This is a genomic window from Paraburkholderia sp. BCC1886 (assembly GCF_900996245.1).
Lineage (GTDB): Bacteria > Pseudomonadota > Gammaproteobacteria > Burkholderiales > Burkholderiaceae > Paraburkholderia.
In genome coordinates this window covers 209,794-233,749 of sequence record NZ_CAAJGK010000041.1, presented here as the reverse complement: position 1 = coordinate 233,749, position 23,956 = coordinate 209,794, and the positions used below count along the sequence as shown (strand labels likewise).

At 64.5% G+C, this 23,956-nt stretch carries 18 protein-coding genes; 5 read left to right on the top strand and 13 right to left on the bottom strand.

What is annotated here, in order from left to right:
• Positions 1-91 precede the first annotated feature (91 nt).
• On the top strand, positions 92-2,074 hold the full coding sequence (locus FQ746_RS10865) for an AI-2E family transporter (RefSeq protein WP_144109293.1): 1,983 nt from the start codon (positions 92-94) through the stop codon (positions 2,072-2,074).
• Between the two features lie 37 nt (positions 2,075-2,111).
• On the opposite strand, the gene FQ746_RS10860 is transcribed toward FQ746_RS10865, so the two are convergent.
• The 7 genes from FQ746_RS10860 to FQ746_RS10830 all read right to left on the bottom strand — a co-directional run bounded on the left by FQ746_RS10860 (position 2,112) and on the right by FQ746_RS10830 (position 13,859).
• On the bottom strand, positions 2,112-3,449 hold the full coding sequence (locus tag FQ746_RS10860; protein ID WP_144109291.1) for a type II toxin-antitoxin system HipA family toxin: 1,338 nt from the start codon (positions 3,447-3,449) through the stop codon (positions 2,112-2,114).
• Positions 3,446-3,772: a helix-turn-helix domain-containing protein gene (locus tag FQ746_RS10855; RefSeq protein ID WP_144109289.1), complete on the bottom strand. Its 327-nt coding sequence runs from the start codon at positions 3,770-3,772 to the stop codon at positions 3,446-3,448. Before FQ746_RS10855 ends, FQ746_RS10860 begins: the two co-directional genes overlap by 4 nt.
• Positions 3,773-3,915: 143 nt before the next feature.
• On the bottom strand, positions 3,916-6,336 hold the full coding sequence (locus FQ746_RS10850; protein WP_144109287.1) for a carbohydrate-binding family V/XII: 2,421 nt from the start codon (positions 6,334-6,336) through the stop codon (positions 3,916-3,918).
• Positions 6,324-7,802: an efflux transporter outer membrane subunit gene (locus FQ746_RS10845; RefSeq protein WP_144109641.1), complete on the bottom strand. Its 1,479-nt coding sequence runs from the start codon at positions 7,800-7,802 to the stop codon at positions 6,324-6,326. The genes FQ746_RS10850 and FQ746_RS10845 overlap by 13 nt, the downstream gene beginning before the upstream one ends.
• A gap of 118 nt (positions 7,803-7,920) precedes the next feature.
• Positions 7,921-11,148: an efflux RND transporter permease subunit gene (locus FQ746_RS10840; RefSeq protein WP_144109285.1), complete on the bottom strand. Its 3,228-nt coding sequence runs from the start codon at positions 11,146-11,148 to the stop codon at positions 7,921-7,923.
• A gap of 18 nt (positions 11,149-11,166) precedes the next feature.
• Complete coding sequence (locus FQ746_RS10835) at positions 11,167-12,516, bottom strand: efflux RND transporter periplasmic adaptor subunit (RefSeq protein ID WP_144109283.1); 1,350 nt, start codon at positions 12,514-12,516, stop codon at positions 11,167-11,169.
• 170 nt (positions 12,517-12,686) lie between these two features.
• Positions 12,687-13,859, bottom strand: coding sequence for a porin (locus tag FQ746_RS10830; RefSeq protein ID WP_144109281.1), 1,173 nt, complete (start codon positions 13,857-13,859; stop codon positions 12,687-12,689).
• Between the two features lie 490 nt (positions 13,860-14,349).
• Between FQ746_RS10830 and FQ746_RS10825 the strand changes: the two genes are divergently transcribed.
• From FQ746_RS10825 to FQ746_RS10815, 3 genes are all read left to right on the top strand, one after another.
• Positions 14,350-15,306, top strand: a complete 957-nt coding sequence (locus FQ746_RS10825; RefSeq protein ID WP_313955570.1) for a LysR family transcriptional regulator — start codon at positions 14,350-14,352, stop codon at positions 15,304-15,306.
• Between the two features lie 196 nt (positions 15,307-15,502).
• On the top strand, positions 15,503-17,248 hold the full coding sequence (locus FQ746_RS10820; RefSeq protein WP_144109277.1) for an FAD-dependent oxidoreductase: 1,746 nt from the start codon (positions 15,503-15,505) through the stop codon (positions 17,246-17,248).
• Positions 17,249-17,268: 20 nt separating this feature from the next.
• Positions 17,269-17,454, top strand: coding sequence for a hypothetical protein (locus tag FQ746_RS10815; protein WP_144109275.1), 186 nt, complete (start codon positions 17,269-17,271; stop codon positions 17,452-17,454).
• 50 nt (positions 17,455-17,504) lie between these two features.
• Here the strand turns inward: FQ746_RS10815 and FQ746_RS10810 are convergent, their stop codons facing one another.
• Both FQ746_RS10810 and FQ746_RS10805 read right to left on the bottom strand, forming a co-directional pair.
• A complete protein-coding gene (locus FQ746_RS10810; protein ID WP_144109273.1) occupies positions 17,505-18,488 on the bottom strand; it encodes a 2-dehydropantoate 2-reductase in 984 nt (327 codons plus the stop codon).
• Positions 18,489-18,523: 35 nt separating this feature from the next.
• Entirely contained in the window at positions 18,524-19,315 is a 792-nt protein-coding gene (locus FQ746_RS10805; protein ID WP_144109271.1) for a class II aldolase/adducin family protein, read from the bottom strand.
• Positions 19,316-19,461: 146 nt separating this feature from the next.
• On the opposite strand from FQ746_RS10805, the gene FQ746_RS10800 reads away from it, so the two are divergent.
• A complete protein-coding gene (locus FQ746_RS10800; protein WP_144109269.1) occupies positions 19,462-20,403 on the top strand; it encodes a LysR family transcriptional regulator in 942 nt (313 codons plus the stop codon).
• Between the two features lie 6 nt (positions 20,404-20,409).
• Here the strand turns inward: FQ746_RS10800 and FQ746_RS10795 are convergent, their stop codons facing one another.
• The 4 genes from FQ746_RS10795 to FQ746_RS10780 all read right to left on the bottom strand — a co-directional run bounded on the left by FQ746_RS10795 (position 20,410) and on the right by FQ746_RS10780 (position 23,952).
• A complete protein-coding gene (locus FQ746_RS10795) occupies positions 20,410-21,237 on the bottom strand; it encodes a helix-turn-helix transcriptional regulator (protein WP_144109267.1) in 828 nt (275 codons plus the stop codon).
• A gap of 95 nt (positions 21,238-21,332) precedes the next feature.
• Positions 21,333-22,460, bottom strand: coding sequence for a hybrid sensor histidine kinase/response regulator (locus FQ746_RS10790; protein WP_144109266.1), 1,128 nt, complete (start codon positions 22,458-22,460; stop codon positions 21,333-21,335).
• Positions 22,457-23,095, bottom strand: coding sequence for a chemotaxis protein CheB (locus FQ746_RS10785; protein ID WP_144109264.1), 639 nt, complete (start codon positions 23,093-23,095; stop codon positions 22,457-22,459). Before FQ746_RS10785 ends, FQ746_RS10790 begins: the two co-directional genes overlap by 4 nt.
• A gap of 11 nt (positions 23,096-23,106) precedes the next feature.
• Positions 23,107-23,952 carry a CheR family methyltransferase gene (locus FQ746_RS10780; RefSeq protein WP_144109262.1) on the bottom strand — a complete coding sequence of 282 codons (846 nt, stop codon included), beginning with the start codon at positions 23,950-23,952 and terminating at the stop codon, positions 23,107-23,109.
• Between the last annotated feature and the right edge of the window lie 4 nt (positions 23,953-23,956).

Here is a 23,956-nt window from a genome sequence, read left to right as displayed (position 1 = left end):
ATTGCTCAAGCGGCTTGCGCCGCCAGTCGAGATTCCCGCCGCGCCCGCCTCGTTCCTGACGGCGGTGCCACCCAACCCGGACCGTGTGCTCATGAAAATTTCCTTACCGCCGCATGGGCGGCCGAATCGCGTATACCCGCCGGGCACGCCCAGCCTGCATGGTCTCGCTTCGGTCATCACCGGCGTCGCGGTGGTGTGCGCGCTGTACTTCGGCCGCGAGGTGCTGATTCCGATCACGCTCTCCGTGCTGCTCAGCTTCCTGCTCGCGCCGCTCGTGCAGACCTTGCGACGGCTGCATATGGGCCAGTTGCCGTCCATCTTCATTGCCGTGCTGTTTGCGTTGGCGTCGCTGCTGGCGGTGGGCGCGCTGATCACCGCGCAACTCGTGCAACTGGCTGGCGACCTGCCGCAATACCAGGTGGCGATCGAGCAGAAAATCGAAACGGTTCAGGAAAAGACCGTGGGCCGCGCCGATTCGATGATGAGCCGCGCCGCCGCCACGCTGCAACGCGTCGCGCCGTCCAAACCCAACCCGCCGCGCCCGACTGGACGCGCCGCGCGTAATGCGCCGGCCGTGCCGACGCCGGTGGAAGTGCACGAGCCGTCGCCGACGCCGCTGCAACTCGCGCAGCGCGCGCTGTCGCCCGCGATTGCGCCGATCGAGACGACCTTCATCGTGCTGGTGGTGACGATCTTCATCCTGCTTCAGCGCGAGGACTTGCGCGACCGGCTGATCAGCCTGTTCGGCTCGCGCGATCTACATCGCACGACGACCGCGATCAACGACGCCGCGAGCCGTCTGAGCCGCTACTTCGTCGCGCAACTGGGGGTGAACCTGAGCGCGGGCGGGACGATTGCGATTGGTCTGGCGATCATCGGCGTGCCCGGCGCGCTGCTGTTCGGCGTGATCGCGGCGTTGCTGCGTTTCGTGCCGTACATCGGTATCTGGATTGCCGCGATTCTCGCCGTGTTTCTTGCCGCCGCGATCCAGCCGCAGTGGACCATGGCCGTCTATACGCTGATCCTCTTCATCGTGGTCGACGTGGTGGCCGGGCAGATTGCCGAGCCCTTGCTGTACGGACACCGCTCGGGCCTGTCGCCGCTCGCGGTGGTGGTGGCGGCGATTTTCTGGAGCTGGCTGTGGGGACCGGTCGGGCTCGTGCTGTCCACGCCGCTCACGCTGTGCGTGGTCACCATGGGCCGTTACGCGGACCGGCTGAACTTTCTCACCGTACTGCTAGGCGATCAGCCGGCGCTCACGCCGGCGCAGAATTTTTATCAACGGATACTGGCCGACGATCCGCACGAAGCCATCGTGCAGGCCGAGCGTCTGCTGCGCGAGATGTCGCTGCTCGACTACTACGACCGTGTCGCGCTGGAAGGGCTCAAGCTCGCGCGCAACGATGCGATGCGCGGCGTGCTGATGCCCGATCAGTTGACGCGAATCAACGAGGCCTTGGTGGATATCGTCGAAAACCTGGAGATTGCGGAAGGCTTGCCGGATCGTCTGTTACAGGGGGAGTCCGGCGAGGGCGGCGGCGGAGGGTCGGCGGAGGCGGAGAGGCAATCCGGCGCTTCCGGCGCTTCTGGCCCTTCTGGCTCTGCTGGCCACGATGTTCATGGGCCCGTGCTTTTGCGTGACGGCGTGGTCGAGAAGACCACTGTGTTGTGCGTGCCTGGACGCGGCGCTTTCGACGAAGTGACCGCTGCCATCGCCGTGCAATTGCTCGGACGCCACGGCCTCACGCCGATGATGGCAACCCACTCCGGCTATCGCAGCGCGCGCGCCGACGAGCCCAGCTTCAAGGACACGCCGATTATCTGCATCGTCTCGCTCGATGCGCCGGAATCGCCGCCGTATCTGCGCAATATGCTGCGACGCACGCGCGAATGGCGGCCGGGAGCGACGCTGGTGGTCGGCGTGGGCGGACTGTCGGCGGAGAACGGCCACGAGACCGGTGCAACCGGCGCCTCACATGCCGCGCCGAATTTTCGGACGATGATCGAAGAGTGTCTGGCTGCGCAGAATGGGCAGAAGCTGCGCCAGGTGGCGCAACCAGCGAAGGTGGAGTGAGGCATGAGGCGTGAGGCATGAGGCGTGAAACGGCGGCCTATCTGGCCTTATGACTGAACGCGCCGTCGGGGTTCGCATAGGGATTCGTCTCCTTGCGAGTCGCGGAAGCATCGGCATCCGACATACCCATCTTTTCGCGTAGCGAAGCCGGTCTGGTCTTGCCCGGCTTCGCATCCGGCTTGATATCGTCCAGACCGGCGCTCCACGCATCAAGCATCCGTTTCGCGACCTCGCGAAACTCCACGTACTGGTCGGCGAACGCCGACACCATCGGTGTGACCTCGTCGACCGCCGCCGTAACCCGCGCGACGGCGTCGTTCATATCTGCCCGGCTCAGTCCCAACCGCGCACCGCCGTAGTTCTGCAATAGCGCGCCCGAGGCCCACACTCGCCGGCTCTTCAGATCCAGCGCCGGATTAGCCGTGGCGTATTTCGGATAAGCGGTGCCGCTCAGCACGTCGTACACCGGCGCAAGCCGCGCATCGCCCGAATCGCTGTAGACCAGCGCGAAATTCTTCAGGTGCGCATCCTGATTGTGGATGGCGTAGTTCAGCAGCAGGAGCGTGAAGAGGCGCCGCGCATTGTCCTTGAAGGTCTCGCGCGAAACGTAAGTCTCCGTGAGCCTGGCCAGGCTTTCCAGCGAGCCGTCGTACTTGCTGATCGCGTCCTGACCTTTGAGCGCGCAGTAGTCTTCGACCGCGACGATCTCGCCGTTCTCGATACGGTCGAAACGTTGCACCGCCAACACCTGTCCGTCTGCTGACAACCGGGCTTCCGGCACTTCGAGTCCGGCATAACGGGCGACCTCGAGACACAGGTATTCGTTGATCGCGAGGCCGGGCAGATCGTCGAAACCGGTTTTCAGAATGAAGTCGTCGGTCCAGGTCGTGGCTTTAGCCACGGAGCGCAGCAGCGTTTTCGGCATGACGCCGGACACGCCTTCGCTCACCCCGCTTTCGAGCAGACGCAGCAGGTTCTCGCGCGAGTCGGTCGAGGCCAACAATTCCGCCATGTTGGGCTTGCTTGCGGCTGCCGCGGGCGTCATGCCGCGCGGCACCACCCGGACGCGGCCAATCGTATTCGCGCCCGTTAGCGCGAGCAGACCGAAATCGCTCACGTCGGCGTGCGGACCGAGCTGGCGGATCAGAATGTCTTTCTTCGCGCCCTCCGGCAGGTTCATCTGGAAGAACGGATGCAGACGCGGCCAGACATACGACTCGGCCCGCACGGGCATGAGCAGCGAAACGAGCAGCCCGGCGGGAACGTCGGGCAGATAGGTGAAGACAGACCGGCCGGACTCTTCCGCGAGCGTGCCGACCCGTTGCGCGCCGCCGTGTGACGCGACGACATGGACGTCCAGCGGCTCGCGACTCATGACTCGCCTCCGGACGCCTTGCCGCGTGGCGCACCCTTCGAGCGCACGCGTTTTGGCGTGTCGCTCGTGTCGTAGGCTTCTTCGGCTTCGCGCAGCACGTCGTCGAGCGTGCGCTGGTGCCCACGCGGACGGGCCAGAATCTCGAGACCGACGACGTCGAACAGACTGAGCAACTTGACGGCACCCAGTTCCGGCAGCATGCCGGTTTCGAACATGCTGATGCGCCCGCGAGGAACGCCGCTCAACGTCGCGACTTCCTGCTGGGTCAGGCAGGCCCCGATACGGGCCCGCCGGAACGCTTCTCCAAGTTCAGCCAGATTCATGTTCTGTATACGACACATTAAACAAATTTATTCGGTTTATGTATTGTATGTTAAACATTGATGAATAGCCAGTAATGTCACGTATACCGGACGTTATCTTTAATTCCACCAATAATGTTCCGTATACATGACATTAAAGAAGCCTAGCGCCGGAAGCCGCCGCGTCTGATTCCTCCTCCGTCGCTCCGCCCTGCACCGAACGATCCGCGCGCGTCGCCCCACTGTCCGGCCGTGCGATCCGCCCGTTGTCCGCCGACATCGCGCGCCTGTCGCTGCTGTTCCAGATCGTTGCCGACGTCTGTCTTAGGTTGCACGGGTTGCCATCCGCTCGGCGTACGTTGCTGCCAGCCGCCTTCCGGTGTGTGCTGATACACGTTGCCGTCATGCCCGGCGTACACGTCGCCGTTGTTCCACGCGACCGCGTTGCCCTTCGACCGGTTGGTCACGAACCCCTTGCTCTGTGCGTCGTACTGCCCGGTATGCGTGTTGCCGCTAAAGCCGGCTTCGGCCGCACCGGCGCGCCCGGTCTGCGCGTTATAGCCCGCGGCCTGCCGGCCGCCCGCGACATTGCCGTTGTAGTCGTTGCCGACGATCCCGCCGCGCGCCGCCCCGCTTCGCCCGGTCGACGCGTTCGAGAACGAGCCTTGGCGCCCGGCCGCGTAATTCCCCGAATAAGGATTGAACGCCGCGCCGCCGCTACCCTGGAAGCGCGCGCCGGTTGCCGGGTTATAACCGGCGCCCGCCGTGCCACGCCACTCGGTGCCAGTCCAGGCGTTCCAGCCCGATGCATGCGTGACCGTGCCCTGCCCCCAGCGCCCGTAGAAATTCGCCTGATTGACGTTCACGTTGTTCCAGCCCGCGCCGCCCCAGGCCGGGCCCCAATACGGACCCCAGTAGGGATCGGCGCATCCCCAGATCGCGCCGGCCGCGAAGCCGAACGCGAAACCCTCGGCGGCGGATAAGGCAAAACCCGCGCCGTAGCCGTAAGTGGGCGGATAGCCGTAATAGACCGCGCCGACGTATGGCGCGTACACATAGCCCGTGCCGTACACCACCGTGCCGTCGGCGCCGACCACCACGCCCATGTAGCCCGGCGTATAGCCGACGACGACGGTGTCCGGCGTGACCGCATAGATGCGCACGTAGACCACGTAATGGAGCGGCGAACTGGCGGGGATCGTGTAGATCGCCGCGGGCACCGAGGTGGCGACGTGCCAGGTACCGGTGGGTGCCGAGGCCTCGAACCAGACGCCGTTCCACACTGCGTAGTAGCGGCCGGTGCCGGCCTCGATGACCGGGGTGCTCGTGTTGACCGCATAACTCAGTGTCGAAGCGCCCGCGATCGGCGCGAAGCGCGGTGCGCCGTCGTACTTCACGGCGAGCGTCGCCGTGGTGCGCGAGACGGTGGCCGTCTGCGCAATGCCCGCGGCGATCACCGCTTCTTTCGCCTGCGGCGTGCCCGGTACCGACACCAGCACATTGGCCTTCGGATCGTGCGGCGAAATTTTCGAAAAGTCGGCGGGCAGCGCGCTGCCGCTCACGTATTGCCACGGACCCTGCGCCGAATTCGCGCGGAACCAGCGCCCCGAGATCAGCACGTAATACTGGTTCGACGCAGGATCGACGAACACCGCGTGGTCGGTATTGGACATCGCCAGCAGGCTCACGCCCGCGACCGGCGAGAGCGTGGCCGGTCCGTCGGTGACGATCAGTTCGGTCGGCTCGGTGGCGATCAGCACGGCCGGCGCGTGAGCGGCTGGCTTGCCGCTCGCGGGCAGCAACGGATCGGCCGCCATGTTCGTTTGCGCGTGCTTCGCGGCGGCCAGCAGCGACTGCGGCGGCGCCGTCTGCACGACCCAGTCCGCGCCGGGCGCACCGGCGACATACCAGTAGCCGGCGGCATGCAGGTAGCGCACGCCGTGCTCGTCCTGCAGCAGCAACGCGCGGCTGTTCAGCGCGCGTTCAAAACGCGTTCCGTCGACCGGACGCCACACCGGCGCGCCATCCACCAGCACCAGCACCGTCGGCGTAGTCGCGAACACGATGCGCGGCACGTCGTTGCGCACGTCGACGCTTTGCGTGGCCGCGCGCTGCTCCGACGCGGCGTAGCGGGTCTGCAGCTCGTCGAGCGACGTGGTGAGCCCTGCTGCCGGCAAGCGCGCGAGCAGCACCGCGCGGATCTTGTCGGCGAGTTCGGGCTGGGTGGGTACATCCACGTTAGCGATTTCGATACTGCTCAGTTGCACGAGACCCGAGAATTTATCGACCTCGGCGTTCGCCGCAAAGTGCGCCACGCCATAGACCGGCGCGCCGCTTGCCGGACCGACCGCCACCGCGGCGCGGCCGGTGATGCGGTTGCCCTGCCAGGTTTCGACCTGCGGTTGATAGATCTCGAGGTGCTGCTGGTCGGCGTCGAAGCTGCGTGGCCAGATTAACGGGGTGCTGGGCGACGCGCCGGGCGACGGCGTCGCGACCGGACTGGCGGCGCACGCCTCCTCGGCGACACCCCACGCCATGCAGGTCGTGGTGATCAGCATGGCTAATGCTTTGTTCACTCTGGACATCTCACTCCTCCTGAGGTTGCTGCAGATGCGCCGCAAGCGAGCCCGGACGCATCGCCCCAGCCGCCGCCCAGCGCTTTATAAAGACCGATGAGCGAGGTGGCTTCGTCGCGCCGGGTTTGCGTCTCGCTGAGTTGTGCGTCGAACAGGCTGCGCTCCGCGTCGAGCACTTCCATGTAGCTCGTATAGCCGCCTTCGTAACGCAGCCGGGCGAGCCGCGCATACGTGACGAGCGCGTCGACCTGACGGGTCTGCGACGCGAGACGCTCGCGCGATTTCTGTGCGCCGATCAGCGCATCGGCGACTTCCCGGAACGCGCTCTGAATCGCCTTCTGGTAAGCGGCCAGCGCCTGCTGCTGGCGTGCTTCGGCCTGATGCACCTGCCCGGCGATGTTGCCCGCGCTAAAAACGGGTTGCGTCAGCGAACCCGCGAAAGCCCACGTGCCGGCCGGCCCGCTGAAGAGCCGCGACAACTGCGTACTGGTCGAACCGAGTACACCGGTCAGCGAGATTTGCGGGAAATACAGCGCGCGCGCCGCGCCGATCTGCGCGTTGGCGGCGATCAGATCCTGTTCCGCCTGCAGCACGTCGGGACGCCGCTCGAGTAGTGCGGAGGGCAAGTCCACCGGCACCAGCGGCAACGCCAGCGCTTCGAGTTCGCGGCCGCGCAGGATCGGCCCGGGGTTTTGGCCCAACAGCACGGAAAGCGCGTCTTCCTGCTGACCGATCTGCGCCTCGAGCGCGGGAATCTCGGCGAGCGAGGCCTCGTATTCGGACTGGCTCTGCGCCAGTTCGACCTGCGACACCTCGCCGGCGCCGAAGCGCAACCCGAACACCTTGACAGAGCCGGCACGGCTGGCTGCCGTCGCTTTGGCGATCACCAGTTGCCGGTCGAGACTGCGCAGATCGATGTAGGACGCCGCGACCGACGCCACGAGCGTCAGGATCGTGCCGCGCCGCCCTTCTTCGCTCGCAAGCAAGGTCGCGCGCGCCGCCTCGGTCTGACGCCGCACCCGGCCGAACAGGTCGATCTCCCATGAAACCGGCAGCGTCGCACCGAACGAGTCGTAGACTCCGCCGACACCCGGCGGCAACGAGGTTTGCGCGAGCGGCGACAGGCGCTGCCGTCCCGCGCTGAACCCGGCGCTCACTTGCGGGAACAACTGCGAGCGCGTGCTGACGAACTGACCGCGATATTCCTCGACGCGGGCCGCGGCGATGCGCACGTCCTGATTCTGTGCGAGCGCGGTGGCGATCAACTGGTTCAGCACCGGGTCGCCGAACTGCTGCCACCACGCGGTGTCGGCGATCGACGCTGCGGCTTGTGCTTGTGCTTGTGCTTGTGCTTGTGCTTGTGCTTGTGCTTGTGCTGCCGCGTCTGGCTTCGCGAAACGGAACGCAGCGGGCGTGTCGACTGGCGGGCGGACGTAGTCGGGACCGAGCGTGCAGCCGCTTAAACAGAACGCCATGCCGAGCGCGGCAGCTAGCGCGGCGGCCAGCGCGGAACCGGGCGCAGCGGCGCGCTTAGCCGCACGCTTTCCCGACGGGACGACCAGCGAGGCAAGTGATAAGAAGTCTGGTCGCATGTCATTGGTTCCGCTTCGTGACCGGAGCGTCGCCGGTCGGATGGTCATCGGCCGATGCAGCACCTCGCCCCGCGCGCCGCGCGCTGAAACTCTCAAGCAGGAAGAAGAACATCGGGATGAAGAACACCGCGATACCGGTCGCGCCGAGCATCCCGCCGATCACGCCGGTGCCGATCGAATGGCGGCTGTTCTGCGACGCGCCGGTCGCGATGGCCAGCGGCACGCAGCCGAGAATGAAGGCGAACGAGGTCATCACGATGGGGCGCAAACGGTCGCGTGCGGCATTCACCGTGGCCTCGAGCACCGACGCGCCGCGCTGACGCTCGAGCACCGCGAATTCGAAGATAAGGATGGCGTTTTTCGCGGCGAGCGCGACCAGCATCGTCAGACCGATCTGGAAATAAACGTCGTTGTTCAATCCTCGGAGCAGGATGGCCAGCAACGCGCCGAACAACGCGAACGGCACCGCCATCAGCACGCCGACCGGCAGATTCCAGCGTTCGTATTGCGCAGCGAGAATCAGGAACACCATCACGAGACCGAACGCGAACACGAGCACCGAAGTGTTGCCCGACTGCCGCGCCTCGTAGGCCTCGCCGCTCCAGCCCACGCCGAAATCGGGCGGCAGCGCCTGCGCAAGCGTCTGCAAGGCGGCGATCACTTCACCCGAGCTATAGCCCGGCGCGGCGTTCGCGGTAATCAGCACGGCCGGGAAGTTGTTGAAGCGGGTCATCAGGGACGGGCCGGTCACGTAGCGGTGAGTCACGACCGACTTGAGCGGCACCATCGCGCCGCCCGCACTGCGCACGAACACCTGATCCAGGTCCGACGGCTGCAGCCGGTACGAAGGCTCGGCCTGCAGGATCACCTGCCACAAGCGGCTCGACTGGTTGAACTGCGACACGTACAGCGAGCCGAACAGCGTCTGCATGGTGCTGTACACCTCGTCGACCGGCACGCCGAGCGTCGCCGCCCGATCGCGGTCCACCTCCACGAGCAACTGCTGGGAAGACGCGTTGAAGGTCGACGTGACGCCCGCCAGTTCCGGCCGTGCCTTCGCCTTCGCGACGAAATCGCGCACCACCTGAGCAAGCTGCGCCGTGTCGGCGTCGCCCTTGCTTTGAATCCACATCTCGGTGCCGCCGGTCGTGCCCAGCCCAGGAATGGACGGCGGGTTCACCGGCACCACGATGCCCTCCTTCACCTGCGAGAGCGTGCGGTACGCGCCGGCCAGCAGCGCAGGCGCATTCTGCGTGCTGCGGTTGGCGCCGGCGTAACGCTCGTCGAAACCTTTGAGGCCGATAAAAAACGCCGCCGCGTTGTTCATGGTCTGGTTGTCGAGCAGGCTGTAGCCGTCGACCACGGTCACACTGTCGACGCCGGGCTGCTTCGTAAAGTAGTCGGTGACCTGCGCGGTCACGCGACCCGTGCGATCCAGACTCGCCGCGTCGGGCATCAGCACCGCGCCGAGCAGATACCCCTGGTCTTCCGGCGGCAGGAATGCACCGGGAATGGAGCGCATCATCGTGAGCGCCAGCACCACCATGCCCGCGAACAGCAGCAGCGCCACGCCGCAGCGTTTGATGGCGAGCGTCACGGCGCGGCTGTAGCCGGCGGTCACGCGTTCGAACGCGGCATCGAAACGTTGAAAGAAGACCGGTTTGTCGCGTTGGCGCGGTTTGAGCAACAGCGCCGCCAGCGCCGGCGACAATGTCAGTGCGACGATGCCGGACAGCACCACCGAGATGGCGATGGTGATCGCGAACTGCTTGTACATCTGGCCAGTAATGCCGCCCAGAAACGCAACCGGCACGAACACCGCGCACATGACCAGCACGATGGTCACGACCGGGCCCGACACCTCGTCCATCGCACGTTTGGCGGCGGCCTTCGGATCGAGCCCGTACACCGTCATGTTTCGCTCGACGTTTTCGATCACGACGATCGCGTCGTCCACCACGATACCGATGGCCAGCACCATGCCGAACAGCGTCAGCATGTTGATCGAGAAGCCGAGCGCGGCCATTCCCATGAACGTGCCAAGAATCGATACGGGCACCGCCAGCACGGGAATCAGCGTCGCGCGCAAACTCTGCAGGAACACGAACACGACGATCACCACCAGCGCGACCGCTTCGAAGAAGGTCTTCACCACGTCGGCAATGGACGCCCGCGTGAAGTTGGTGGTGTCCATCGCGATGCTGTAGTCGATGCCTTCGGGGAACGAGCGCTTCATCTCCGCGAGCGTCTTGCGCACCTGATTCGACACGTCGAGCGCGTTGGCGCCCGGCTGCTGGTAGATGGCGATGACCGTGGCCGGCTTGCCCTGGAAGCGGCTGCGGATGGAATAGTCTTTCTGGCCGAGCTCTGCGCGGCCGACGTCTTTAAGACGCACGATCGCCGCGCCGTTGCTGGCCGCGCCATTGCTGGCCGCGCCACTGCTGGCTGCGCCATTGCTGGCCGCGCGAATAATGATGTTCTCGAACTCGGCGGGGTCGGAGAGCCGCCCGCTGGTAGTGACCGCGAACGATTGCTCGACGGGTGCGCCGGTCGGCGACTGACCGAGCCGTCCGACTGCGAACTGCTGGTTCTGATTGGCCACCGCGTGCTGCACGTCGCTCGCCGTGACGCCGAGTTGCGCCATGCGGTCCGGTCGCAGCCAGATACGCATGGCATAGTCCGGTGTGCCGAAAATACTGGCCTGGTTCGCGCCTGGAATCCGCTTGAGTGCGTCGAGCACGTAGACGTTCGCGTAGTTGGCGACGTAGGTGGGGGTATAGCGGCTGTCCGGGGAATAGATGGCGACCACCATCATGAACGCCGACGATTTTTTCTGGACCTGCACGCCTTGCGATTGCACCGACTGCGGCAATTGCGGAAGCGCGAGGTTCACGCGGTTCTGCACGTCCACCTGGGCGAGATCGGGATTGGTGCCGATACCGAAATACGCGTTGATGGTCAGTGCGCCGGTGGATGAACTCGACGAGCTCATGTAAATCATGTTGTCCGCGCCGTTGACCTGCTGCTCGATCGGCGCGGCTACGTTGTTCGCGACCACGTCGGCGCTCGCGCCCGGGTAGCTCGCCGAAATGGTGATTTGCGGCGGCGTGATGTCGGGGTACTGCGCGATCGGCAAGGCGAACATGGCCAGCAGACCGCCGAGCGCAATCACGATGGAGACGACCGACGCGAAGATCGGCCGGTCGATACAGAAATGGGAGATTTTCATGCGGCGGTGCGCCCTGGCCTAGTCGTTATGCTTGACGTTCGCTTCCGCGTTCGTGGATGCGTTGGCGGTGGCGTTCGTGGTGGCGTTCGAAGTCGCGTTCGTGGTGGCGTCCGTGGTGGCGTGTGCACCCTCCGTCGCATCTGCGCCTGTGCCTGCGCTCTGTGCAAGCGGTCCGGGCTCGCGCCCGCTCGCGATCTTGAGCGTGGCGACCGGCGACACGCGCATGGCACCGTCTACGACGATGCGCTCTCCTGCCCGCAAACCCTCGGTAATGAAACAGTCGTCGCCTTGCCACTCGCCCACTTCGACGTAGCGTTGATGAGGCTTGTTCTGCGCGTCTACCGTCCAGACGAAATGGCTTTTTGCGCCCTGCTGCAACGCGCGGCGCGGAACCATCACGGCATTCGGCCGAATCGCACCCGCCACGCGCGCCCGCACGAATTGCCCCGGTTTCAGCGTACCGTTGCCGTTCGCGACGACTGCGCGCACGAGGAAGGTGCCGGTCTCCGTGCTGAACACCGGATTGGCGAAATCGATGCGGCCATGCGCGGGGAAAGTCGAGCCATCGGCCAGTTGCAGCGTGACGTCGAATCCGTCGCGCGGCGGAAACCGCAGTTGCCCCTTCGCGACCTGATCGCGAAAACGCAGCATCTCGTTCTCGGAAATACTGAAGTCGACCCACATCGGGTCCATCTGATACACGTAGGTCAGCAGACCCGATTGGGCCGGCGTGACATAGCTGCCTTCCTGCTGCCGCGCGTAGCTGGACAGACCGGCGAGCGGCGATTTGATCGTGGTATAGCCAAGGTTGAGTTGTGCGCTCTGCACCTGGCCTTGCGCGGCGATAACCGCGGCGCGTGCCTCGTGTTCGCTGCCGAGCGCGTCGTCGAGGTCTTTTTTGCTCAGCGCGTTCTGCGCGGCGAGCGGCTCGACACGCGCGAGATTCGACTTCGCCACTTCGAGCCGCGCCTGTTGTTGCGCCAGTGCGCCCCGCGCGGTTTGCAACGCGGCTTCGAAGGGTTTGGGGTCCATCAGAAAGAGCGTCTGCCCCTGACGCACGATCTGGCCTTCGGTGTACATCCGCTTGTCCAGAAAGCCGTCTACCCGGGCGCGGATTTCGACCGCGCTCGAGCTTTGGGTCTGGGCAGTGAAGACGAATTCCGTGGGCGTGTCGCGTTGCTCGATGCTGAGCACCGTGACTTCGACCGGCGGGGGCGTGGGCGGCGCACCCGATTTGCTACAGCCCGCGAGCAGCGCGCCGACGACGACAAACCACGCCCACTGGCGAGGCCGGGCGGCCCACGAATCGCGCCGGCGCCGCTGCACATTCGAGGAGCGCATCATGCCCCCCAGTACCGAAACTGACATGAATGCCCCAACGAATGATTGAGTGATAACCGGCGCCGCCCCGGTATTGGCGTTGCCCGCCCGACCCGGCTGGTGGCCAGCGGGTCGGACAGGACCAGGCCAATGCGCAGGCCAATGCGCAGGCGAATGCGTCCGCCGTTGCCAGAAAAAAGCAGCAGGTACCGCGAGAATCAGAACCGGTGACGGATACCCGTCGTCACGACGTACTGATTGCTGGAGGCGGACGGGCCGGAGGTACCGTTCACCTGCACCGCGTTGACACCCCGGCCGTTATTGGCGCCGAGTTGGACGACCGATTCGGCATAGATGTCCGTGCGACGCGACAACGCGTAATCGGCTTGCAGGCCGAACTGGTTCCAGTGCGCCGCGCCCGTGCCCGAGTTGGTGGTGCCCGGCGTCGCGCGCAGTGCTTGCGTGTACGTGTAGGCGGCTCCCAGACCGAGTTCCGGCGTCACGTTGTAACGCGCGTTGACCTCGTAGTTGTTGTAGCGCACCGAGATATCTGCGAGCTGATCCTGATAGCGGCTTTGCGTGAACACCGTGCCGAGCACGACCGGGCCGAACGCATAGCTGCCGCCGAGACCCCACGTGCGCTGGTTCTGCACGCCGCTCAACGACGACGCGGCGAACGTGCCGCCCTGGATCGCGCCCGAAGTCTGGTTCAGGTTCATGCCCTGGTACTGCGAATAGGCCGCACCCAGTTGCAGACCGCCCGCCTTGTAGCCGGCGCCGGCACTGTACGCGCGGTTGTCCGCGAAGCCGGCCTGATTCGAAAAACCATAGAGGCCGCTGAACGACAGGCCCGCGTAATTCGCGCTCTGGAACTTGACCGAGTTATTGACGCTGATCGACGCGTTGAGGTTGTCGTTGTCGCCCGGGTGGCCGAAGTAAGTGCCGCCCCAGCTACCGGTAGCCGACAGCGGGCTCAGATAGTCCACCACGGAGTCGTACTGGCGGCCCAGCGAGATCGTGCCGAACTCGTTGGACAGACCGACGTAGGCTTGACGGTTGAACAGCGTGTTCTTCTGCGCCTGACTGCCGTTCGTGATATTGAAGCCGCTTTCGAGGTTGAAGACCGCCTTCATTCCGCCGCCCAGGTCTTCGGCACCGCGGAGGCCCCAGCGGCTCGACTGCACGTTGCCGCCCGTCATGCCGAACACTGCCTTGCCGCCCGTAATCCGGCCGTCGGGGGTGACCTGCGACTCGCGGCTGACCTGATTGCTCACGTAAGTGAGCCCCGCGTCGACGATGCCGTACAGCGTTACGCTGCTCTGCGCGTGGGCCGGGACTGCGAGCGTCGCGAAAGTGGCGGATACGGCGGTTGCAGTAATGATTTTTTTCATAGGAATACCTTGGCGTTGAATCGTAAAACGGGGTTGGCTGAATTTGCTCGACCATTTGCCGAAACCATCATTGCACCCACTCAATTTCCATTTGATCCAGCGTGGAATACGAGACTTATGTGCAGGCCAAATTCTAGATGCGACGCCGTTTATAAAATCGCCATTAAATATGCAAAACTATTTTTGATTTTTATTAAGACAGCGCATTGGATCACGGTGGCGCCGATGGGCTCAGCCTTTGCCCAACAGCATGTCCGACAATTCCGCAGGAAATGGTCAACGTGAACGTTGTGGTGGCCCCACAGGACAAATTGCCGTCTATTTTTGAGAAAGATTTGTCGATACCCTGGCCCCAATTAATAAGACTTATTGATATTCATCCCAGGATAAAATCGAACCAAGCGGACGCCTATCACTCGCGCCGGCATTATCAAGATCAATAAAGCTATCCTTTCTCGTTAATGGTGAAATGATGAATCAGATTCAGGCAATGCGAGTATTTCTTAATATCGCGGAAACCATGTCGTTCGGTCATGCCGCCAGCAACCTCGGCATTTCGAATGCCATGGTCACGCGCTACCTCGAGCAGCTGGAGGCGCACCTCAACACCCGGCTCGTCAATCGCAATACGCGCTGCCTGTCGCTCACCGAGGAGGGGCAAATCTACGCGAAGGGCTGTCGCAACATCCTGGACGAAATCGAAGAGATCGAAACGGTCGCGATTCGTGGCGCGACCGAACCCTCCGGCACGCTGCGCGTGGCGGCCGGCGCGTCGTTCTCGCTATCCAGTCTCACGCCCTTGCTGCAGCAGTACCTGCAGCAGTATCCCAACGTCAAACTCTCGCTCACGCTGCTGCATCAGCATGTCGACTTCGTGCGCGAAGGCTTCGACGTCGGCATCGTGCTGCCCAGGCAGATCAGCGGTACGACGCTCATCAAGCGCTCGCTGCTGAGCGTGCGCCCCATTGCGGTCGCGTCGCCCGGCTACCTCGAAGCGAAAGGTACGCCCACGCGGCCCATGGACCTGGTCTCGCACAAGATTCTGGCGCTCAACGCCACCTCGCACGAATGCGACTGGACCTTCGTTTCGCCGGAAACGCTGGAAACGCGACTGACGCTCGAAGCCTCGTTCGCGGTGAACAATGCCTTGATGCTGCGCTACGCCGCGCTCGCCGGCATGGGCGTCGCGGTGCTGCCCGAAAACCAGGTCATGGACGACTTGCGCAACGGTCATCTCGTGCCGGTGCTCGGCGACTACCGCATCATCAACGCCGAGAAGGAGCTGGCCATCGTGTATGCCGACCGGCGCCATATCTCGGCTAAAACGCGCTCGTTCGTCGACTTTTCCGTGCACTGGTTTCGCACCAATGCCGAACGGCTCACCACGTCGGCGAAGACAAACGGCATGCCATACGGCGCGGCCGTGCCGGAGCGTCCCACGGCCTGAAGGCGACGGCGCTTGTGGTCGCCGCCGCGGTCGCTCGTCCGCCCATCCAATCACTGCGCAACCCCACGCACGCTGTACCCAAAATGAGGACAAGCCGGCGTTCACCCTGCTGCATACTTCGCTAACGAATCGTTGCCTTCAGCGCGCTTTCTGCGTAATGCGACGGGCCATCGGCAGACAACTATCGGAGACACGCATGAGCGCCCGCTTTGCCCCCTATCCGTTCTCAGCGGTCCAACACGACGGCACGGTGCCGCCGCTCGTCGACGGCAGCGACCCCGTGCGGCGTGCCGTGGCGATCGTCGGCGGCGGCCCGGTCGGGTTGACCGCCGCGCTTGCGCTGGCACGTCAAGGCGTGCGCTCGGTGCTCATCGAAGCCGACGACGGTGTGTGCACCGGCAGCCGCGCCATCTGCATTTCGCGGCGCAGTCTGGAGATTTTCAAACGCCTCGGCGTGGTCGACGGGTTTTTACAGAAAGGTCTGCCGTGGACCGGCGGCCGCAGTTTCTACCGTGACGTGGAGGTGTTCCGCTTCGCGATGCATCAGGACGACGAGCAGTCGCTCCCGCCGATGATCAACATCGCGCAATACCAGATCGAACAGTTGCTGCTCGACGAAGTGGAACGGCATGGCGATCTGATCGAGATCCGCTGGCAAACCCGTGTCACCGCAATCGATGTCGCGCAACCGCACGCCGCGAACGCAACACAAGACCCGAGCCCCACCACCCTGACGCTGAGCACCGGCGACACCACGTGGCGCATGCACGCCGACTGGGTGATTGCCTGCGACGGCGGCCGCAGCACGATTCGCGACGCGCTTGGACTCAAGCTCACCGGCACGACTTACGAAGGCCGCTATGTCATCGTGGATATTGCGCTGAACAGCGAGCGCCCGACCGAGCGACTCGCGTACTTCGACCCGCCGTCCAATCCCGGTTCCACGGTTCTGGTACACAAGCAGCCGGACAACGTGTGGCGCATCGACTACCAGCTACGCGACGACGAAGATGCCGACGCGGCAATCCTTCCTGAGAACGTGATGCCGCGCGTGCAAAACCTGCTGGACTCGATGGGCGAAACCGGCACGTGGTCGCCGATCTGGATCACCGTGTACAAGGCCAACGCGCTGACACTGGAGCGCTATCGGCATGGCCCGGTACTGTTCGCCGGCGACGCCGCGCATCTCGTGCCGATTTTCGGCGTGCGCGGTGCGAATTCCGGTATCGACGACGCCGACAACCTCGGCTGGAAACTCGGCGCCGTGGTCAACGGCACGGCGTCGGCGCGGCTGCTCGACAGCTATAGCGACGAGCGTGTCTTCGCGGCGCGCGAGAATCTCGGCTACGGCATGAAGAGCACGGAATTCATGGCGCCGCCGTCGTTCGCGTTCGACCTGATGCGACGCGCGGTGCTTGGCCTCGCCATCGATCACCCGAAGGTCCGTCCGCTAATCAACCCGCGGCAAACGCATGCAATCGCGTATCGCGAGTCACCGCTGAACCGGGTCGCGCAGCAGGCGTCGGCGGAATTCGCGCGCGGGCCCGCACCCGGCACGGTGCTGCCGGAATGCCGTCTGACGAAGATCGACGGCGACACGAAGCGTGGCATTCACCTGACCGATCTGCTCGGCCCCTGCTTTACCGCACTGTGTTTCGGCGAAGACGCGACGCAGCACGACGCATGGCATGCACTCCAGGCGTCGCTGGAGGACCGGCGGATTGCATTCCAGGCCATCACGCTGACTGAGCCTGGGGAGCCGGGTAAGGCCACCATCGCCCGCCCGCATGCCTATGACACTCACGGCCATCTGCATGCAATGCTCGACGCCCAACCCGGCACCGTCTATCTGATCCGCCCGGATGGTCATGTGCTGGCTCGCTGGCGCAACGGCCGTGCGCGGGACGTGCAAAGCGCGATCGAAGCCAGCCTGACGAACTAATGCAAAAGGAAAAGTCGACCATGACCGATAGCGATCTCGACGTCGTCTACACGACGCTGTGCAAGACTCTGACGGGCGAAGGCGAAACGCAGGCATCGCTGTACCTCGCGCGCCTCGCGATGCTTTGCATGACCGAACTCGACGATCCGCAACGCGCGCTGACGCTGATCGAAGCGGCGCGCTTGCCGTCGCCCTCGCAGGCGTAAAAAAGCCGCCGCGCTAACTATGCACGGCGGCTTTTACGTCTCACGCGTCGTCACTGCTGCGGATACAAGCCCAACGTACTGGCATGCAAACGCGCGAGACCCAGCAGCGCGTCCGTGTTCGGCGTCGGCACGCCGGTGATCTGGCCGAGTTCGCGCACCGCGGCCACCAGCGCATCGAGTTCGACGGCCTTGCCCGCCTGCACGTCCTGCAACATCGAGGTTTTCATCGCGCCTAATTTGAGCGTGACGGCATGACGATCCTCGGGCGCCTGGTCAATTGCAATGCCGAAGCGCGCACCGATGTCTTTCGCCTCCAGCATGATGCGCGTGACGAATTCGCGCAGCAGCGGATCGTTCAGTATCCGGTCGGTCGTCGCGCCGGTGATGGCGCTGACCGGGTTCATCGTCATGTTGCCCCACAGCTTGTACCAGACGTCGCGCTGAATCTGTGCCGATTGCGTCGCATTGAATCCGGCAGCGGTAAGCGCAGCGGTGAGCGCGGCAACGCGCTCGGCAGGCCGGCCGTCGGCCGCACCGACGATCAGGCCATAGCCCTGGTGATGCCGGATCACGCCGGGCGCTTCGACGAGGCAACTCGCATGCACGACGCAGCCTACGGTCTGCCCGGCAGGAATCGCGGCGGCCAGCGCGCCTTCGGGGTCGACCGTCTTGAGCCGCCTGCCTGCGAACTCGCCGCCGAGCCCTTCGCAGAACCACCACGGCACACCGTTCATCGCGGTCAGTACAAGAGTCTGCGGGTCGAGCAACGGCGCGATCTGCGCGGCCACCGAGGCCATCGCCGGCGCCTTGACGGCAATCACAACGAGGTCCTGCACACCGAGGTCGGCGGGCCGATCGCTCGCCGTGACCTGCACCGTATGCGTCTCTTCTCCTTCGATCAACCGCAGGCCGTCCTGGCGCAACGCCGCGAGCGTCGCGCCGCGCGCGATCACGCTGACCTCGTGGCCTGCCTGCGACAGCTTCACGCCCATCCAGCCACCGATCGCGCCGGCGCCGTAGAGTGCTATTTTCATCGAGTCATCCTTGCCTGAATCTTTTTGGGTGCGGGTTATTCTTTGTAGCTCGCGTCGAGGCGATCGACCTTGCGGACCAGCGCATCGAACACATCCTGACCGCCGCCGTGGCGCGGACCGAACTGCAACGAATCGCGCGAACAGCGAATTGCCACGTCTTCCGGCACCGTTCGCGCACGGCCCATCGCAAACGTCGCCACCTGAATCTCGCAGGCGCGATTGAGCGTCCACAAAACCGCGAAAGTTTGCGCCAACGTGTGACCCCACGCAAGCAGACCATGATTGCGCAGAATCACCGCCTGTTTGTCGCCGATATGGGCGAGCAGGCGCGGCCCTTCTTCCGCATGCACGGTGATGCCTTCGAAGTCGTGATACGCGATGCGATCGTGCAACTGCGCGCTGTAGAAGTTGGTCTGCTGCAAACCGTCTTCGAGACACGCGACCGCCACGCCGGCCGTGGTGTGGGTATGCATCACGCAATGCGCGTCGGGCAGGCCTTCGTGAATCGCCGCGTGCACGACGAAGCCGGCCGGATTGACCGGATGGGGCGAGCCGTCCAGTACGCGACCTTGCGAGTCGATCTTGACGAGATTGCTCGCCGTCACCTCGCTGTAATGCAGGCCAAACGGATTGATCAGAAAGTGCCGCTCGTCGCCGGCGACGCTCGGCGGCACGCGCAGGGTGATGTGGTTGTAGATCATCTCGGTCCAGCCGAGCATGTCGAAAATGCGGTAGCAGGCGGCCAGTTGCACTCGCGCATGCCATTCGTCGGGGTGCATCGCGGTGGGGGTCGCCGGGTGGACCGGTGCTTTGTCGAGGGTGCTCATCGAAGTCTCCGTTGTCGTGGTGTTGTTGTGATGTTGGCGCAGTGCTGTAACCGTTTTCGAGGCTGACCGACAGTCTCGACCCGCCGCGCCCCTGGCACAATCAATCTATTTTTTACGATTCTTAAGTTTTTCTTTAGAATCAGCGCATGCCGCTCACACGCATCACCATCCGACAGTTCGAAGCGTTCCTCGCCATCGTCGATCTTCACAGCATCGGCGCCGCGGCGGAGCGGCTTGGGCTTACGTCGTCCGCAGTCAGCCAGTTGCTGGCGGACCTCGAAACGGAACTCGGCTTCCGGCTGTTCGACCGGACGACGCGGCGCGTCGATCTGTCGAGCGCGGGTCAGGATTTTTTGTCGTCGGCGGAATCCGTGTTGCGCTATGTACGCGCGGCCGCCCAGTCCGCCGACGACATCCGCAATCGCGCGGCCGGCATCGTGCGCGTCGGTGCGCCGCTGGTGCTCGCCGCCACCGCGCTGCCCGCCGCCATCGCCGAATACGCGCGCGACAAACCGAAGGTGGTCGTGCGTCTGTGCGACACGATCGTCGAGCAACTGGTGGAACGGGTGGAAAACGGCGACGTCGATCTGGCCATCGGTCCGAACCGGCAAACCGGCGCGCGGGTCCGTAGCGACCCGGCGTTCGCGAGTCCGTGGGTAATGTGGTGCGCGCCGACGCATCCGCTCGCCGGCAAGCGCCGCCTGCTATGGCAACATCTGCGCGACGTGCCGGTGATCGCCACCGGCCGCGACCACGAGCGCGCGGTCGAGCAGATGCTCGCCGACCTGCCGGCGGACGCCCGCATCATTCCGGTCGAGGTCGTGGACAACGTCACCACGGCGTTCGGCATTGCGTCGCAGGGGCTGGCGATCACGCTGTCGCCGGCTTACGTCGCCCCGCTTGCGAGGCTTTTCGGGCTGGTAATGAAGCGAATCGTCGACCCCGAAACCATTCGCGAAGTCTGCGTGTATCGCTCCACCGAACGTGCTTTGTCGCCGCCCGCCGATGGGTTCGCGGAGTTCATCGTGCCGTGGCTCGAGCGCTGGGACCGCGAGACGCAGGCCACGGGACGCGGCAAACGTGGGTGATCCGACTCACGTCTGCTCGGGCAACAAGCTCAATGCGAATAACTGCCGCTGACTGGAAATACCCAGCCTGGCATAAGCACGCTTCTGATAGGTCGTCACGCTGCTCGCCTTGATGCCCATTCGCATGCCGATGGCGGCGGCGCTTTCGCCCTCGAGCATGCCGCGCACCACGTCGATTTCACGCGGCGTCAACGCCGGGCACGCGCGCCGCACGCGCGCCAGCATGGCGGCGGCCGAGCCTTGCTGATGTTGCCCGTTCAGCGCGTAATGCGCTTTAGCCGCATGCGCCAGCAGAGGCGCGATGTCTTCCACCTGGGCCATCTCGTCCGGCTCAAACAGTCCGTAAGCGCCGTCCCGGTAGAGGTTGATCGACAGCCACACACTCTGCACCGGTTGCACGAGCAACGATAGCCGGTCGGACACGTTCGGCTGCGCGTAACAGGCCGCGCGATAGGCTTCGTTTTCGATCTCGTCGCCTTGCTGCCGATGCAGCATCAGCGCATCGTGCGGCGTCGTTCGCGAACGGTCGATGATCGCGCGGTTGCCGTCGAGCGCGTGAAAATGCGTGGCATAGCGTTGCGCGACATCGCGCAGAAAGCGGCCGCCGCGATGGTCCGCGACCGACACGGTTCGCGGCCGCGCGTCGAATTCATAAGCGAAGATGGTGCACTGCGAAATGGGCAGGAAGTCGCCCACGGTTCCGAGCACGCTGGCGGCGAGCGCATCCGGGTCGGGTCGCGAGATCGCCATCACGAGTTCGGTGGCTCGCGCGGTGCTGAGGTGATGGCCGGCATGGCCGCTTCGGTGCGGCGATGGAATGCGCCAGGAACGCATGATCAGGGCCGCGTCGCGGCTTGCGGTTGAAGTGCGGCAAGCGTAGCACAGCGGCTCGCCGGCGCCCGCCGGCACTGACCTGCGCTACTTCGCCCTTACTTGCGCGTGAACGATCCGCGCTGCAACGTCACCATTCGCGGCAACTCGATCGTAAACACCGTCCCCACCGAATCGTCGGATTGCACGCCCACATTGCCGCCGTGCATGCGCGCAATCTCCTGCACGATATGCAGCCCCAACCCCAGCCCCTCGCGCGAACGCGCGCCGCTGTTGTTTTGCCCGAACGCCTTGAACAGATGCGGAAACACGTGCGACGGAATAGTGCCGGCATTGCTGATTCTCATGCGCACGGAGTCCGCCGCGTCGCCATCCACTTCGACACCGATGTCGCCGCCCGGCGCACCGTGATGCAACGCGTTGCTGATCAGATTCGACACGGCCTGCCACACCAGATCGGTATCCCACGCGCCCGCGGTATTGCCGCGGCTCGAGAACACGATGCGCTTGCCGTTTTCCCGCGAGGTAAATTCGTCGATCACCGAGCGGCACAGGTTCGCCAGTTCGATCGAGCGCGGCTGCAGCGGCAGGCGGCCGCCCTGCAGACGCGCGAGATTCAGAAGCTGATCGACCATCCGCGCCATGCGCAGCGAACTGTTCTTCACGCGCGCGGCCACCGTGGTCGACTGCTCGTCGGTGGACGTGCGCATCAGATACTCCGCCGAGGCCAGCACCGCGCTCAACGGCGTGCGCAAGTCGTGGCTGAGCACGGCCATCAGCATCTCATTGGCTTCGAGCATCTGCTGCGTGGTCACGAGCTGCGCCGCGAGCTGGCGCTTCTGCTGTTCGAGCTGGACGAACACATCCACCTTCGATTGCAGGATGCGCGGGTCGAACGGCTTGTACAGAAAGTCGACCGCGCCCGCTTCGTAACCGCGAAACGTGCGGGACGCGTCCTGAGCCGTCGCCGTCAGGAAGATGATCGGCACGTGCGAAGTACGCGGACTGCCGCGCATCAGCGCGGCAAGTTCGAAGCCGTTCATGCCCGGCATATTGACGTCGAGGATCGCCAGCGCCACTTCGTGCTTGAGCAGCAGGTCGAGTGCCGCCGTGCCCGAGTCCGCCACCAGCACGGCGATGTCCGGTCGCACCAGCAGCGCTTCGAGCGCCGTGATGTTATGGACGATGTCGTCGACGATGAGAATGTTCACGGGTGAATTCGTCATGGCATCGGGTCAGGAGAGGTCGAAAGCCCGGCAAGTTGCCGGGCCATGGTTACAGGAGAATAAATAGCGTCGAAGGCGCCGCGCCCGATCGCTGCGCGCGGCATTTCGGGCGAGCTGGCGCTGTCCGGCGTCTGCGCCCACGCGGTGCCGCCGAGCGCGCGCACGCGCTCGAGTCCTTGCGCGCCGTCGTCGTTGGCGCCGGACAGCAGAATGGCCAGCAGCCGGTTGCGATACACGGCGGCGGCGGATTCGAACAGCACGTCGATCGAGGGGCGCGAAAAGCGCACGGCGGGGTCGGTGGACAGCGCAACCGTGCGATCGACTTCGACCATCATGTGATAACCGGGCGGCGCGACGAGCACGCGTCCCGCGACGATCGGCTCGCCCGCGTCGGGTTCGAGCATCGGCAACACGCAGCGATGCGCAAGCGCATGCACCAGGTAGCTCGGCGTATCGGCGGGCAGATGCGTGACGATCATCACCGCCGCCGCAAAACTACGCGGCAGCGCGGCGAGCAGAACATTCAGCGCCTCGATGCCGCCCGCGGAACCGCCTATCACCACGAGTTCGTACGTGCGCGCGCCTGCCGTACCCGGCAGGGCATCGACGACTGGCTTGGCGATGGAGGGAGCCATGGCGATCGGACCTAGCGCTTCTGGTAAATGCGTTCGGCCGGACGGAACTCGTCGAACGCCTGGTCGTGACTGGAAAACCGCAAGCTTTCCTTGCTGCCCAAACCGAGAAAACCACGCCGCACCAGCGCGTTTTCGAAGAGGCCCAGCGCGCGATCCTGCAGGCCGCGGTCAAAATAGATCAACACGTTGCGGCACGAAACCAGATGCGCTTCGAGGAACACTTCGTCGGTGGACAGGCTGTGGTCGGCGAACACCACGCGGTCCTTCAGCGAGCCGGCGAAGCGCGCCCCGCCATACGCGGCATGATAGTAATCCGACAGCGAACGCTTGCCGCCGGCCGCCAGATAATTCTGCGTGAAGCCCTGAATCCGGTCGAGCGAATAGATGCCCGACTCGGCGCGCGCCAGCGCGTCCGGGTTGATATCCGTGGCGTAGAACAGCGTGCGTTCGGTCAACCCTTCTTCGTCGAACAGGATTTTGAGCGACCACAATTCCTCGCCGGTACTGCACCCCGCGACCCACACCTTGATCGACGGATAGGTACGCAGACGCGGCAACACGTGTTCACGCAGCGCCAGAAAATACGACGGATCGCGGAACATCTCGCTGACCTGCACCGTCAGGTACTGGAACAGCCGCGAAAACTCGTCGCCGCTGCGCATGATGCGGTCCTGCAACTGCGAGAGCGTCTTCAACCCGAACTCTTCGAGCGCCTGCGACAGGCGACGACGCAGCGACGACATCGCGTAGTGACGGAAGTCGTGCTGATATTTCAGGTAGATCGCCTCCAGCAGCAACTTCAACTCGATGTCGAAATCGCTGATGCGTGGCGGCGCGTCGAAGGCGGACTTGCTCATTGCG